Here is a 16,133-nt window from a genome sequence, read left to right on the forward strand (position 1 = left end):
TTTTTTTAGGGATGTTATCCATGAATGAATAAGCTATAAATGAGAAGGAGTGACAAAATGTCTGAATATAATATAAGAGTTGCTGTGGAATCTGACGCGGAGGCATTACAAAAATTGATGTATGAATCTTTTACTCCGTTAAGGGAATTAGGTATAGATTGGCCATCAGTTAATGCGAATGTTGAATTAGTTAAAAAGAATATTAAAACAAGTACGATGTTTGTACTAGAAGATGATCATGAAATAATTTCAACGCTTACGGTGCGTTATCCTTGGGAAGGAAAACGTCGTATCTCAATATATCCATTTGTTTGGTGGTTCGCTACGAAGCCGTCATATGATGGTAAAGGTATTGGAAGTAAATTGTTAAAATATGTTGAGGAGACTTATTTAAGAGACACGCTTAAAGCACCAGCAGTGACGCTTGGTACATCTGCACGTTTACACCCTTGGCTACTAGATATTTATAAAAAACGTGGTTATGAAATATACGGTGAGCACGAGAGTAACGATGGAGATTTGGGAGTTATCATGAGAAAAGTACTAATACCGGAAAGTTTTGACGAAGAAGTACTAGGTACGCCACCATTCTAATAAATTGAATAAATGCATAGGGAATCCCATTAGTGATTGAATAAGGGGATTCCCTATTTTTAAACTTTCATGTGATTTAATTCACAAAAGCAACTGAATTTATATTACAATGCAAGTGTAAAGAAAAGGGGGATCATATGACTGATTTTATACTTGTTGTTCATGGCATGAATAAAGGGAAACAAAATGAATTACTTCATCATTTTTTGGAGCAATTGGTAAGTCGTAACGTACGTGATTATCATATTGCTTTCTTAGAAAGTAAAAATCAAAGTCTTGAACAAGTACTAGACACACGTATTCAACAGGGTACTAAAAGTTTTAATATCATTCCACTTTTACTTTTTCCAGCAAAGCATTATTTAGAAGATATTCCTATGATTTTAAAACTTTATGAGAATAAATATCCACATATTAAATATAAAATTGCTGAGCCACTTGGCACACATAAATTAATGACAACGCTAGTTAAACAGAAAATTTTATATAAAGTTAAAAGTCATCCTAAAATACAGCACATTATTTTAATGGCTCATGGCAGCGAACGTTATCCTCATCCTGATATTGCTTTATGGCAGTTAACTCAAGACTGTGACGTGTTTGAAATACCTATTTCTATGATGACATTATATGGTGACTACAATTATCGCTTTAACTTACTGCACTATTTAAAAAATAATACAGACATATTGATTGTACCCATATTTTTCTATGACGGCTTTTTGGTAAACAAAGCAAAACATCATATAGCACAAATGAATGATGGTTGTAATATACATTATACAGCAGCTATTAATTTTGACCCTTTGCTCTCAACGATGATTACAGAAAGAATTAAACAATTAGAGGTGTTTGAATGTGTATCCAATTCAACTCAACTTGTCAGATAAGCGTGTTGTAGTGATTGGCGCAGGTAAAGTTGCGTACAGAAAAGTACAACAGCTTATTAAGGAAGACATACAGTCGCTAGTTATTATAAGCAAAAAATTTTTACCGGAATTTTTTGAAATTGAATATCCTAAAATGAAGTTGTTTACGAAGTGCTATGACAGCGAAGATATTAAATATGCGGATATTATTTTTGCTGCAACAGATGACGAAGATGTTAATCATCTAATTAAGCAAGATGCTAAGCGTTATCAACTTGTTAACCATATAGGTGATAAAGCGCAATCTGATTTTTACAACATGTGCGAAATAAAATACAAAGACATAAGTATTCATTTTAGATCAAATGGTACAAATCGTAGCGGAGTGAAACAACTATCAAAAGCGGTACAAGCATTTTTAAATGAAGAGTATGAGGAGGAAGACAATGTCTAAAAAGCAGTTAGTAATGATTGGTAATGGCATGGCGGGCATACGCACGATTGAAGAAATATTAGAACGTGATGCACAGCAATATAACATAACGATTATAGGTAAGGAACCATATCCAAATTACAATCGAATTATGTTATCAAATATATTGCAGAAAAAGATGACAGTGGATGAGACCATTATGAATCCATTTGAGTGGTATAAAGACAATGATATTCAGCTTATTACAAATGATCCAGTAGTAGAGGTTAATCGAGAACTTAAACAAGTGATTACAGCTGATGGCCTTAGATGTAATTATGATATTTGTATATTTGCTACTGGTTCGAGTGCCTTTGTATTACCTATACCAGGTGCATCTTTATCGAGTGTAATAGGTTGGAGAACGATTGAAGACACTGAGCGTATGATTGAAATTGCTAAAACAAAGCAGCGTGCTATCGTAATCGGCGGTGGTTTGCTGGGATTAGAATGTGCACGTGGATTAATGGATCAAGGTATGGAAGTTACTGTGGTACATCTTGCTGAATGGCTTATGGAAATGCAATTAGATAAAAAGGCTGCAGATATGTTGAAAGCAGATTTAGAAGCACAAGGAATGCACTTTAAATTGCAGGCAAGTACACAAGAAATACTTGGACAAGAAGATGTTACCGGTGTTTTGTTAGCGGATGGTACAACATTAGCAGCAGATTTAGTGGTCATGGCAGTTGGTATTCGACCGTATACACAAGTTGCGCAGTCAAGTGGCTTAAAAGTGAATAGAGGCATTGTCGTTAATGATTATATGCAAACGAGTGATGAAGCTATTTTTGCAGTTGGTGAATGTGCAGAACACAATGGTAAAGTATATGGATTAGTTGCGCCATTATATGAGCAGGGTAAAGTATTGGCAGACCATTTAACCGGTCGAGAAACAGAAGGCTATAGAGGTTCCACAACATTTACTTCTTTAAAAGTTTCGGGTTGTGATTTATATAGTGCTGGTCAAATTAAAGAAGATATAGATATCCAAGGTGTAGAGGTTTTTGACAGTGTTAATAAACATTATAAGAAAGTGTTTCTAAAAGATGAAAGTATTGTCGGAGCAGTCTTATATGGAGATATTGATGATGGTCCAAGATTTTTTAATATGATGAAAAAACAAGAACCATTAGAGGATTACACGATGGTTTCACTTATGCATAAAGGCGGAGAAACGAGTGAAATAAGTATTGCCGACATGTCAGATGATGAGACAGTTTGTGGATGCAATGGTGTCAGCAAAGGAAAGATTGTGAGTGCAATTAATGAGCATGGTCTTACTAGTGTAGAAGCAGTCACAAAAGAAACAAAAGCTGGCAATTCATGTGGTAAGTGTAAAGGGCAAATTGGTCAGATTTTAGAGTATACATTAGGTGATGATTTTGTTGCTTCTAAACCATCTGGTATATGTGCATGTACTGAGCTCACGCGTGATCAAATTGTTACTCAGATAAGAGCAAAAGGATTGAAAACGTCTAAGGAAGTACGCTATGCACTCAATTTTAATGATAAGTCGGGTTGTCCAAAGTGTAGACCAGCTATTAATTATTATTTGAATATGGTTTATCCATTTGAGCATAATGATGAAATTGAGTCACGTTTTGCAAATGAACGCTATCATGCCAACATTCAAAATGACGGTACATTTTCTGTGATTCCCCAAATGCGCGGTGGTGTTACGAATGCAGATCAGTTAATTCGGTTAGGAGAAGTTGCTAAAAAATATGATGTGCCATTAGTGAAAGTGACAGGTTCTCAACGTATAGGGTTGTATGGTGTTAAAAAAGAATTACTACCACAAATATGGTCAGATTTAGGTATGCGTTCAGCTTCAGCATATGCGAAAAAGACACGCTCAGTTAAAAGTTGTGTAGGTAAGGAATTTTGCCGATTTGGTACGCAATATACTACGCAATTAGGTATTCGTTTAGAAAAGACATTCGAATACATCGACACGCCACATAAGTTTAAAATGGGTGTCTCTGGTTGTCCAAGAAGCTGTGTAGAATCTGGTGTTAAAGACTTTGGTGTTATCAGCGTTGAAAATGGCTTTCAAATTTATATTGGGGGCAATGGCGGTACGGACGTAACAGAGGGTTTACATTTAACTACCGTTGAAACAGAAGATGAGGTCATTAAATTATGTGGTGCGATGATGCAATATTACAGAGAGACTGGTATTTATGCAGAACGTACTGCACCGTGGATACAGCGATTAGGTTTTGAAAAAGTTAAAGCAGTTTTATTAAATCAAGAAAGACAAGACGATTTGTTCAATCGTATTTTGGAAGCGAAAAAAGCTATAGAAGCTGAACCATGGTCACACATTATAAATAATGAAGTAGCACAAAAAATATTTGAAGTGGAGAAAGTTTAATTATGAAAGCATTAGAAAAAATAAAAGTAGCAACGGTCGATGAGCTTGTTCCTTTAGTTGGCAAAAAGGTAATCATAAACGATATCGAAATTGGTTTATTTTTAACAGAATCAGGTGAAATACACGCAGTTCATAATGTATGTCCTCATAAACAGGGACCACTTTCAGAAGGTACGGTAAGCGGTGAATTTGTATATTGTCCTTTGCATGATCAAAAAATAGATTTGAAAACGGGACTCGTTCAGTCACCAGATACTGGATGTGTGGATGTTTACGATGTAGAAATTCATAATGGAGCTGTATATATATGCCATTAAACACTTATGGCAAGGTATATCTCGTAGGTGCTGGACCTGGGCAGCCTGAATTATTAACAAGAAAGGCCGAGCGTCTTATTCGAAGTGCAGATATCATTTTGTATGACAGATTAGTCAATCCGTTCATTTTACAATTAGTAAGACCAGAAATTGAAATAATAAATGTGGGTAAGGAAGCATACCGTAAGCATATTCAACAAAAAGTTATAAATGAAAAATTAATTTCAGCTGCAAAGCACCATAAATGTGTTGTTAGATTAAAGGGTGGGGATCCTGCAATTTTTGGTAGAGTCCATGAAGAGGTTGTTACATTGTCACAAGCCGGTATTGATTTTGAAGTTGTACCAGGTATTACAACAGCGAGTGCTGCTGTGGCCTCAGTAGGTTTAGGATTAACAATTCGTAATGTCGCCCAAAGTGTCACTTTTACGACAGGGCATCTGAATAAAAATAGTCAGCAGCAAGTTGATGTTACAGCACTTATAAACGGGGGGACGTTAGCTATTTATATGGGTGTGAAGCGGTTGAGTGAAATTATGAATGATATATATCAGACTATACAAGTAGATTATCCAGTATTGCTCATATTTAATGTTTCTTCTTTTAATGAAAAACACATCATAGGTACGGTAACTACAATTGCGGAGCAGGTTTCTGATGATTTAGAACAAATATCACCTGGCATAGTGATTGTAGGTGATATGGCAGCTTATGAAAATATTAAAAGCACCTTGAAAAAATGTACTAGTAAGAAACATTTAATTTCTGGACCCCGTTTACAGGCAATTGAGCAAGCATTTGATATCTATGAAAACGGTGGATGGTGCTTAATTAACCCTGATGAAAAGCATGAACTTCATCACAGCCAACAGTTGTTTATAGAACAACAATTAATGCAGCATTTTGATGAGAAAATTCACTCTAAGGATATAAAATAAGATGATTTCAGAAGATAATTGATAACCCCAAAGTATAAAAAAGATGATTTCTATTGTAGTGAATAGAGATCATCTTTTTTATATTTATAGGACATTAAATTACTTTTGCTCATGAGTGTGTACTTAAAAACTAAGGGTATTTCCACCGCTTATTAGGTGATTCCCTAATATTTGAAATTTGTGAAAAAATGTACAATTTAGTTAAGCAGTGAATGAAGTGAACCATAGAATCCTACTTTAAAAATTTTACTGGCAATGATCTGAGAGGGTGTTTTCAATGAAAAAATTTGGATTAAGCTTTTTTAAGCCGACAGAAAAATTTAATGGTGACTGGTCGGTCTTAGAAAGTAAGAGTCGGGAATGGGAGAAAATGTATAGAGAAAGATGGAGTCATGACAAAGTAGTTAGAACGACTCATGGTGTGAATTGCACAGGTTCTTGCTCATGGAAAGTATTTGTTAAAAATGGTGTGATTACATGGGAAAATCAACAAACAGACTATCCAAGTTGTGGGCCTGATATGCCTGAATTTGAACCTAGAGGTTGCCCACGTGGTGCTTCATTTTCTTGGTATGAATATAGTCCTTTAAGAATTCGGTATCCATATATCCGTAAAAAGTTGTGGGAACTTTGGGTAGAAGCCCTAGAAACTCATGATAATAATACGATAGAAGCTTGGGCATCTATCGTAGAAGATGAGGAAAAAGCAAAATTATATAAACAAGCACGAGGCAAAGGTGGATTAGTGAGAACGAATTGGAAAGACGTAGGGAAACTCATATCTGCTCAAATTATTTATACTATCAAAAAATTTGGTCCAGATAGAATAGCTGGTTTTACCCCGATACCTGCTATGTCTATGTTGAGTTATGCTTCTGGTGCACGATTTGTGAGTTTACTTGGTGGAGAAATGCTGAGTTTTTATGATTGGTATGCAGATTTACCACCTGCTTCACCTCAAATTTGGGGTGAACAAACCGACGTGCCTGAATCAAGTGATTGGTATAACGCATCTTACATTATGATGTGGGGTTCTAATGTACCGATGACTCGTACCCCAGACGCACACTTTATGACTGAAGTTCGATATAAAGGAACGAAAGTGGTGTCAATTGCACCTGATTATGCAGAGAATGTGAAATTTGCAGACAATTGGTTAGCACCACATCCTGGTTCTGATGCAGCACTTGCCCAAGCGATGACGCATGTCATACTGCAAGAACATTACGTTAATCAACCCAATGCGCATTTTATAAATTATTCAAAACAATATACGGATATGCCATTTATTATCATGTTAGATAAAGATGAAAATGGTTTTAAAGCAGGTCGTTTCTTAAGAGCAAATGACTTAGGCGAAACAGTAGAGCATAGTGAATGGAAGCCTGTCATTTTTGATAAAATCACCCAGAACTTAACGGTTCCAAATGGCACAATGGGACAACGTTGGGAAAAAGATAAACAATGGAATTTAAAATTAGAAAATGAAGACGGTAGTAAAATTGACCCGGCACTGAGTCTTGCAGAAGATCATTTTGAATTAGAAAAAATACAATTTCCATATTTCAATAATGAGGGCAATGGTATTTTTGAACGACCAATTGCGGTTAAAAAAATTACTCTAGCAAATGGAAAAGAACAATATATAACGACAGTTTATGATTTAATGACAAGTCAATATGGCATAAAAAGATTTAATCATGAATTAGAAGCGAAGGACTATAAAGATGCAAATTCATATTATACACCTGCATGGCAAGAAAAAGTGACAGGTGTGAAACAAGATGTGGTTACGCAAGTGGCACGTGAATTTGCGCAAAATGCAATTGATACAAAGGGTAAATCGATGATCATTATGGGTGCAGGTATTAACCATTGGTTTAACTCAGATACGATATACCGTTCTATCTTGAATTTAGTATTACTATGTGGCTGTCAAGGTGTGAATGGTGGCGGATGGGCGCATTATGTTGGCCAAGAAAAATGTAGACCCATTGAAGGGTGGAATACACTTGCATTCGCCAAAGATTGGCAAGGACCACCAAGATTACAAAATGGCACGAGTTGGTTCTATTTTGCGACAGATCAGTGGAAATATGAAGAATCTAATGTGGATAGTATAAAATCCCCATTAGCTGAGAATATTAAGCACCAACATCCAGCAGATTATAATGTGCTAGCAGCCAGATTAGGTTGGTTGCCTTCGTATCCACAATTTAATAAAAATAGTTTGTCATTTGGTGAAGCAGCAAGAGAGGCAAATGAATTTAATAATGAAGCGATTTTAAAACGTGCAGTAGATTCTGTGAAATCGAGAGATACAGAGTTTGCGATTGAAGATCCTGATTTGAAAAAGAATCATCCTAAAACGTTATTCCTCTGGCGTTCTAATTTAATATCTAGTTCTGCGAAAGGGCAAGAGTATTTTATGAAACATTTACTCGGTGCAAAGTCTGGACTATTGGCAGAACCGAATGAAGAAGTGAAACCAGAAGAGATTCAATGGAGAGATGACACTGAAGGCAAGTTAGATTTACTTGTGTCACTAGATTTTAGAATGACTTCGACACCACTTTACTCAGACATTGTCTTGCCAGCTGCGACATGGTATGAGAAGCATGACTTATCATCTACGGATATGCATCCTTTTGTACATCCATTTAATCCGGCGATTGATCCTTTATGGGAATCACGTTCAGATTGGGATATTTTCAAATCGTTAAGTAAAGAAGTGTCAGAAACTGCGAAAAAACACCTTACAGGCGTATACAAAGATGTCGTAACTACACCTTTAGCTCATGATACGCAACAAGAAATATCGAATGTGAACGGTATTGTAAAAGACTGGACTAAAGGTGAAGTAGAAGCTATTCCTGGTAAGACAATGCCAAGCTTCACAGTTGTTGATAGAGATTATACAAAAATATTTGATAAATATGTCACACTCGGGCCTTTATTAGAAAAAGCTAAAGTGGGTGCTCATGGTGTGAGTTTTACAGTGTCAGAACAATATGAAGAGCTGAAACATATGGTCGGTACTTGGAATGATGACAAAGAAGATTCAGTGAGAAACGGTAGACCTAGAATAGATACTGCAAGACGTGCAGCAGATGCTGTATTGAATTTATCTTCAGCTACAAATGGCAAATTATCACAAAAATCTTATGAAGATTTAGAACAACAAACAGGCATGCCATTAAAAGATATTTCTAGTGAACGTGCATCAGAAAAAATAACGTTTTTAAATATGACGGCCCAACCAAGAGAAGTTATTCCAACTGCAGTGTTTCCTGGTTCAAATAAAAATGGACAGCGTTATTCACCTTTTACAACAAATATTGAACGTTTAGTACCATTTAGAACATTAACAGGACGTCAAAGTTATTATATTGATCATGAAATATTCCAACAATTTGGAGAAAACTTACCTGTCTATAAACCAACTTTACCGCCAATGGTATTTGGGACAAGGGATAAGCATGTCTCGATGGATGATCAAACACTCGTATTACGCTACTTAACCCCACATGGTAAATGGAATATCCATTCTACTTATCAAGACAACCAACATATGTTGACACTGTTTAGAGGTGGTCCAACGGTTTGGATTTCAAAAGAGGATGCAAAAGCACATGATATTGCAGACAATCAATGGTTAGAAGTTTACAACAGAAACGGAGTAGTAACTGCTCGAGCAGTTGTGTCACACCGTATGCCAAGAGGAACGATGTTTATGTATCACGCTCAAGATAAGCATATTGAAACTCCAGGTTCTGAAATTACAGAAACAAGAGGTGGTTCTCATAATGCACCAACACGAATACATTTAAAGCCAACACAACTTGTAGGTGGTTATGCACAAATCAGTTATCACTTTAATTATTATGGTCCTATTGGAAATCAAAGAGATGTTTATGTAGCTGTTAGAAAACTGAAGGAGGTTGACTGGCTTGAAGATTAAAGCACAGATCGCAATGGTATTAAACTTAGATAAATGTATAGGTTGTCATACTTGTAGTGTCACTTGTAAGAGTACATGGACAAACCGACCCGGAGCTGAATATATGTGGTTTAACAATGTAGAAACTAAGCCAGGTATTGGCTACCCCAAAAGATGGGAAGACCAAGAACAGTATAAAGGTGGATGGTACTTAAATAAAAAAGGAAAACTAGAACTTAAATCTGGTAGTAAATGGTCAAAAATAGCATTAGGGAAAATATTTTATAATCCTGATATGCCAGTGATTAAAGATTACTATGAGCCGTGGACTTATAATTATGAACACCTTACGACAGCTAAAGCAGGTAATCATTCGCCAGTCGCTAAAGCACATTCTCTAATATCAGGTGAGAAATTAGATTTGAATTGGGGACCTAACTGGGAAGATGATTTAGCAGGGGGGCACGTTACTGGACCAGAAGACCCTAATATTCAACGTATTGAAGAAGATATTAAATTTAAATTCGATGAAACCTTTATGATGTATCTACCAAGATTATGCGAGCATTGTTTGAACCCGAGTTGTGTTGCTTCATGTCCTTCTGGTGCAATGTATAAACGAGACGAAGATGGTATTGTGCTAGTCGATCAAGAGGCTTGTCGTGGTTGGAGATATTGTATGACAGGTTGCCCATATAAAAAAGTTTATTTTAACTGGAAAACCAATAAAGCAGAGAAGTGTACATTTTGTTTCCCACGTATTGAAGCAGGCACGCCTACAGTATGTTCTGAAACGTGTACTGGTCGTATGAGATATTTAGGTGTTTTACTATACGATGCCGACAGAGTTGAAGAAGCGGCTAGTGCAGAAAAAGAACAAGATTTATATGAAAAACAACTCGATTTATTCTTAAATCCATATGATGAATCAGTGATTGAACAAGCACAAAAAGATGGTGTTTCAATGGAATGGATTGAGGCAGCTCAAAATTCACCAGTTTACAAACTCGCTATTGAATATAAACTTGCGTTTCCATTGCATCCTGAATATCGCACTATGCCAATGGTTTGGTATTGTCCACCATTGAGTCCAATTATGAGTTATTTTGAAGGACAAACGGCAACAGATGCAAATAGAAATCCTGATATGATATTCCCAGCAATTGAAGAAATGAGATTACCAATTCAATATTTAGCAAATTTATTTACTGCTGGAGATACAGAATCAATTAAAATAGCGTTACAACGTATGGCAATTATGAGAAGTTATATGCGTGCAGAAGTGACAAACAAACCATTTGATACTGATAAATTATCAAGACTTGGATTAACTGAACGCCAAACAAAAGATATGTATCGTTTGTTAGCTATAGCGAAATATGAGGATCGCTTTGTAATTCCAACATCTCATAAAGAAGACTATATAGATACGTATCGTGCTCAAGGTAGCCAAGGTTATGGTGGAGAATACTTCGGTTCTAATTGTGAAGGATGTGGTGTTCCTGTGGGTACAGCATCTGAAAAATCAGGACAAGAGATATACAACGAAAATTTCTATGGAGGGATTTTCCGTGATTAATCTAACGCAGTATTATTATTATCAAGAAACTTTTGGTTACTTAGCTCAACAGTTGGAATTTCCTGAAAAATTGACATTTCATCCGAAAACATTTGAAGAAGTTATTGATTTGGGACATCCAGCGTTTGATGATTTATTAATTTATCGTGAAAAGTTGCATGAACTCAGCCTGTTAGAAATTAAACAATTGTATTCAGACACATTTGATTTTAATAAAAAGGCACCACTTTATATGACTTATAATAAATTTGATACACAAAAGGAACGTGGACAGTTACTCGCTAAATTAAAAGTATTATATGAGATGTTTGGATTGGAAATGGCAGCCAATGAATTGCCAGATTATTTACCTTTAATGCTAGAGTTTTTATATGTCGCACAATGGCAAAATGATTCACGCGCACAAGGAAATATTGAATTTATCATCATGATTATTGAAGATGGTACTTATGCGATGGCACAACAATTAAAAGAAAAAGATAGCCCATATTATTACTTAATCAAAGGATTAAGAGCTACTTTGAAAGCGTGCATCGAACCTGTATCAGAGGTGAAGACAAATGTTTAATCAATTTCTATGGGTGATTGTACCTTATCTTTGCGTAGCTATTTTTTTAATTGGGCACATCGCACGATATAAATTTGATAAATTTTCATGGACTGCTAAATCTAGTGAATTTATTGAAAAGAAACAATTGAAATGGGGCAGTCTCATGTTCCATTTAGGCATAATTCCCGTAGCTATGGGGCATTTTGTAGGCTTAGTTATACCTGCATCTTGGTTATCAGCAGTCGGTGTTAATGATCACTTGTATCATATAGGAGCAGTGTATATTGGGAGTATATTTGGTATAATAACTATGATAGGTATGTTGTTGCTAACCGCACGCCGTGTAACTAAAAAGAACATTAGAAAATTGAGTTCTGCCTCAGATATTATTGTGAATTTTTTACTTCTAATTATTGTTTTTATGGGCTGCTATGCTACTTTAGTAACAAATGCAACGATACCAACATTTGATTATAGAGAGACAATTTCAATATGGTTTAGACAACTATTTATGTTTTCACCTGATGCTACATTAATGACGCATGTACCACTCGCGTTTAAGATGCATATACTTCTAGGATTTGTGATTATGGCTTTTTGGCCGTTTACTAGATTAGTTCATGTGTGGAGTGTACCACTAACTTATGTGAGCCGTAGTTACATTATTTATCGAAAGCATAAAGTGTGAATGGAGGCGAAAGATTGAGCCTATTATCTTTTAATGAACAAGTGAATTATCAAGCCGTTTTAGACACGCTACGTATTGAAGAAGGTTTTGATTTTGCAGGATTGGCATTTTACAAAGATGAAAACCAATTGTCACCGATAAAATGGAATTATGTATCTGGAAGTACCAATTCTCGCTATAAACTTATTGTGCTTAGAATAGGTAAAGGGATTGCAGGAAATGTGATGAAAACAGGTAAGCGAATGGTGATAGAAGATATCAATCAATTTCTCTTACCGAGCGAAAAACACAAATATCCAATAATATTATGTGAACGGCTAACAGCAGTGATGGCAATACCATTATGGTATGAAAATTACGTTTATGGTGTGCTATTATTAGGTCAAAGAAATAATAGACCACTACCTCAAACATGTCACTCTATTTCAATCGTAAATAAATTGGGTGTTTTTAATGAAGAAGACTAGGTGATTTTATGAAAACGAATCAAGTGGAAAATATAGACCAATTGTTAGTTCAATATTTTAATAATACAACTGAAAAAATAGTATTTGTTGATAAATATGGTCAAGTGATAGCGATGAATAAAGCAGCGCATGATATTATTTCACCGGATAATGACTACCAAGAAATGACTAATACGATATGTAGTCGCTGTGATGGGTATACAAATGAATATGATTTACAATCATGTACAAATTGCTTTTTAGAAGCTGATTCAGTTGGAAATACAAGTTTTCAAGTATTTATGAAAACGACGCGTGGTAAAGTTGAACCTTTTACAGCGACATATCAAACTATTGATGAAACAAAAGATATTAAAGCATTTACATTACAAAATGTTTCACCTCAAATAGAGCGTCATGACAAGATGTATCAGCGAAAAATGATGCAAAAAACGATATCTGCACAAGAAAATGAAAGAAAAAGAATATCACGTGAATTGCATGACAGTCTCGTACAAGAAATGTTAAACATCGATGTGGAATTACGGCTGCTGAAATACCATAGAGAAATGCAAACTTTGGTAGATAATTCTAAGCGAATAGAAGGATTAATGTCCAAATTGATAGATGATATTCGTAATTTATCTGTTGAATTGCGGCCGTCATCCTTGGATGATCTAGGTTTAGATGCAGCATTTAAAACCTATTTCAAACAAGTTGAAGCCAATTATGGCATACGCATAGAATATCACTCTAATCTAGCTTCACATCGCTTTGATAGTGAGATTGAAACAGTCGTATATCGTGTTGTTCAAGAGGCATTGTTTAACGCAATAAAATATGCTGGTGTAGATACTGTTGATATTGATTTGCATGTAAACGACTATAAATTAATTGCAGAAATTATAGATAGAGGCAAAGGCTTTATTAAAACAGATCAACCACAAGGTACCGGGTTAGGACTTTATGGTATGAATGAACGCGCAGAACTCGTTAATGCAGAAGTAAGTATAGATACACAGATTGATAGAGGTACTATCGTTACATTAGAAGTTCCAATATAAGGGAATAAGGAGAAATTAATTTTGAGAATAGTGATAGCAGATGATCATGCTGTTGTGCGCACAGGATTTTCTATGATTTTAAACTATCAAGAAGATATGGAAGTCGTTGGGACGGCAGCTGATGGTGTAGAAGCGTACCAGAAAGTAATGGAATACAAGCCAGATGTTTTAATTATGGACTTAAGCATGCCACCGGGTGAATCAGGGCTTATTGCAACAAGTAAGATATCTGAGAGTTTTCCAGAAACAAAGATATTGATATTAACGATGTTTGACGATGAGGAATATTTATTTCATGTATTAAGGAATGGCGCAAAAGGCTACATTTTAAAAAATGCTCCAGATGAACAGCTTTTATTGGCTATAAGAACCGTTTACCAAGGTGAAACTTACGTAGATATGAAACTCACAACATCGCTAGTAAACGAATTCGTTAACAATTCGTTTCAAGATACTCAAGCGAGTAATGATCCATTTAAAATTTTATCTAAAAGAGAAATCGAGATTTTGCCTTTAATTGCAAAGGGATATGGCAATAAAGACATCGCTCAAAAGTTATTCGTCTCTGTCAAAACGGTGGAAGCACATAAAACACATATCATGCAAAAACTAGACTTAAAAACAAAACCTGAATTAGTTGAATATGCAATGAAGAAAAAACTAGTCGACTTTTAAATCAGATAGATTCATCAATATAGTGTTAGCGCGAAAAATGATTGTTCTATTCAGTCATTTTTTCGTGCTAACTTTTTTTATAAAAGATTTTTTTACTGTGCTGTGAAACCAAAATATAAAGTAATAATAATGGTTGATGAATATAGGGGAAACCACACATTAACTTAAGGGATAATCCTTATGTTAATTTTTTCACAATAAACATAAAATGAAAGTGTAGCTAGTATTTTGTAAACAAAAAGCAATTTTCAATTCGCTTATATTACACCAGTTTTAACTTTCATAAATATTGAATAATATCCATATTTTTTAATTATAGAGTAACTGCGAAATACTGGCTATTTAATCATTGAAATTAAATAGATGAAAATGAAGGTGAAATGAATGAACAAAGCAAGTGGTGGTTTCCAACTTAGCTTACAAACGCTAAGTCTTGTAGTTGGATTTATGGCATGGAGTATTATATCTCCATTAATGCCTTTTATCTCCCAAGATATTAATATCACGGGGAATCAACTTTCAATTATTTTAGCAATACCCGTTATATTGGGTTCTATTTTAAGAGTGCCATTTGGATATTTAACTAATATTATTGGTGCTAAATGGGTGTTTTTCTGTAGCTTTATTATTCTATTATTTCCTATTTACTTTTTAAGCCAAGCCCAAACGCCGGGCATGTTAATGGCTTCTGGTTTCTTCTTAGGTGTTGGGGGCGCAATTTTCTCAGTCGGTGTCACATCAATTCCTAAATATTTTCCTAAAGAAAGAGTAGGACTTGCTAATGGAATATATGGTATGGGGAACATTGGTACTGCAATTTCTTCATTTTTAGCTCCAGTTATTGCAGGTATGATTGGATGGCAAACGACAGTTAGAGGCTATTTGATTGTTATTGTCTTATTTGCAATTTTAATGTTTCTTCTGGGTGATGCGAATGAGAAAAAAATAAAGGTGCCACTAGTTAAGCAGTCTAAAAAATTAATGAAAGATCTTAAGCTTTATTATTTATCATTATGGTATTTTATTACATTTGGTGCTTTTGTAGCGTTTGGATTATTTTTACCGAATTTTTTAGTTCAAAACTTTGGTATAAGTGAAGTAGATGCTGGTATTAGATCTGGTATCTTTATCGCGTTAGCCACTTTTTTAAGGCCATTAGGTGGGATTTTAGGAGATAAATTTAATGCAGTTATTTTATTAATGATAGATTTTGTATTTATGATTATAGGTGCAATTATTTTAGGGTTTTCAAGTCATATATTATTGTTTACAATCGGTTGTTTACTTATTAGTATATGTGCAGGTACTGGTAATGGTCTCGTGTTCAAACTCGTTCCATTCTATTTTGCTAAAGAATCAGGAGCAGCGAATGGTATTGTTTCAATGATGGGCGGACTTGGTGGTTTCTTCCCTCCAATTGTCATATCTTATGTCACAATGATGACTGGTACAAGCCATTTAGCATTTATATTTTTAGCATTCTTTGGTGTTTTTGGCATCATTACCATGCTACATATCGTAAAAAAAGACAATTTGAGACTGATTTCTTAAATATAGAAAAAAATAAGAAAACAAATAGCGCTACATTACCATAAATTGGAAATGTAGCGCTATTTATTAT

The 16,133-nt window shown here is 35.0% G+C and carries 14 protein-coding genes; all 14 read left to right on the forward strand.

The window, feature by feature from the left end; genetic code table 11:
• Positions 1 to 57: 57 nt before the first annotated feature.
• The 14 genes from AOB58_RS11480 to AOB58_RS11545 all read left to right on the forward strand — a co-directional run bounded on the left by AOB58_RS11480 (position 58) and on the right by AOB58_RS11545 (position 16,063).
• A complete protein-coding gene (locus AOB58_RS11480; RefSeq protein WP_002506798.1) occupies positions 58 to 594 on the forward strand; it encodes a GNAT family N-acetyltransferase in 537 nt (178 codons plus the stop codon).
• Positions 595 to 731: 137 nt separating this feature from the next.
• Positions 732 to 1,484: a sirohydrochlorin chelatase gene (locus tag AOB58_RS11485; protein WP_064783458.1), complete on the forward strand. Its 753-nt coding sequence runs from the start codon at positions 732 to 734 to the stop codon at positions 1,482 to 1,484.
• Entirely contained in the window at positions 1,453 to 1,917 is a 465-nt protein-coding gene (locus AOB58_RS11490; RefSeq protein WP_002506800.1) for a precorrin-2 dehydrogenase/sirohydrochlorin ferrochelatase family protein, read from the forward strand. Before AOB58_RS11485 ends, AOB58_RS11490 begins: the two co-directional genes overlap by 32 nt.
• On the forward strand, positions 1,910 to 4,315 hold the full coding sequence (gene nirB, locus AOB58_RS11495; protein ID WP_064783459.1) for a nitrite reductase large subunit NirB: 2,406 nt from the start codon (positions 1,910 to 1,912) through the stop codon (positions 4,313 to 4,315). Before AOB58_RS11490 ends, nirB begins: the two co-directional genes overlap by 8 nt.
• A 2-nt stretch (positions 4,316 to 4,317) precedes the next feature.
• Positions 4,318 to 4,632: a nitrite reductase small subunit NirD gene (gene nirD / locus AOB58_RS11500; protein WP_002506802.1), complete on the forward strand. Its 315-nt coding sequence runs from the start codon at positions 4,318 to 4,320 to the stop codon at positions 4,630 to 4,632.
• Positions 4,623 to 5,570 (forward strand): uroporphyrinogen-III C-methyltransferase, encoded by a 948-nt coding sequence (gene cobA, locus AOB58_RS11505; protein ID WP_046465911.1) that lies wholly within the window; start codon positions 4,623 to 4,625, stop codon positions 5,568 to 5,570. Before nirD ends, cobA begins: the two co-directional genes overlap by 10 nt.
• A 277-nt stretch (positions 5,571 to 5,847) precedes the next feature.
• On the forward strand, positions 5,848 to 9,531 hold the full coding sequence (locus AOB58_RS11510) for a nitrate reductase subunit alpha (RefSeq protein ID WP_021338514.1): 3,684 nt from the start codon (positions 5,848 to 5,850) through the stop codon (positions 9,529 to 9,531).
• Entirely contained in the window at positions 9,521 to 11,089 is a 1,569-nt protein-coding gene (gene narH / locus AOB58_RS11515) for a nitrate reductase subunit beta (RefSeq protein ID WP_021338513.1), read from the forward strand. Before AOB58_RS11510 ends, narH begins: the two co-directional genes overlap by 11 nt.
• Positions 11,082 to 11,657, forward strand: a complete 576-nt coding sequence (narJ, locus tag AOB58_RS11520) for a nitrate reductase molybdenum cofactor assembly chaperone (protein WP_021338512.1) — start codon at positions 11,082 to 11,084, stop codon at positions 11,655 to 11,657. Before narH ends, narJ begins: the two co-directional genes overlap by 8 nt.
• The gene (narI, locus tag AOB58_RS11525) at positions 11,650 to 12,327 is read left to right on the forward strand and encodes a respiratory nitrate reductase subunit gamma (RefSeq protein WP_002506807.1); all 678 of its coding nucleotides are present in this window, start codon (positions 11,650 to 11,652) and stop codon (positions 12,325 to 12,327) included. Before narJ ends, narI begins: the two co-directional genes overlap by 8 nt.
• Before the next feature lie 14 nt (positions 12,328 to 12,341).
• Entirely contained in the window at positions 12,342 to 12,794 is a 453-nt protein-coding gene (gene nreA / locus AOB58_RS11530; RefSeq protein WP_021338511.1) for a nitrate respiration regulation accessory nitrate sensor NreA, read from the forward strand.
• Between the two features lie 8 nt (positions 12,795 to 12,802).
• A complete protein-coding gene (locus AOB58_RS11535; protein WP_021338510.1) occupies positions 12,803 to 13,837 on the forward strand; it encodes a sensor histidine kinase in 1,035 nt (344 codons plus the stop codon).
• 21 nt (positions 13,838 to 13,858) lie between these two features.
• Positions 13,859 to 14,512, forward strand: a complete 654-nt coding sequence (gene nreC / locus AOB58_RS11540; RefSeq protein WP_002506810.1) for a nitrate respiration regulation response regulator NreC — start codon at positions 13,859 to 13,861, stop codon at positions 14,510 to 14,512.
• Positions 14,513 to 14,896: 384 nt separating this feature from the next.
• Positions 14,897 to 16,063 (forward strand): nitrate/nitrite transporter, encoded by a 1,167-nt coding sequence (locus AOB58_RS11545; protein WP_021338509.1) that lies wholly within the window; start codon positions 14,897 to 14,899, stop codon positions 16,061 to 16,063.
• Positions 16,064 to 16,133 lie beyond the last annotated feature (70 nt).

Source organism: Staphylococcus sp. AntiMn-1 (genome assembly GCF_001663395.1).
GTDB lineage: Bacteria > Bacillota > Bacilli > Staphylococcales > Staphylococcaceae > Staphylococcus > Staphylococcus equorum.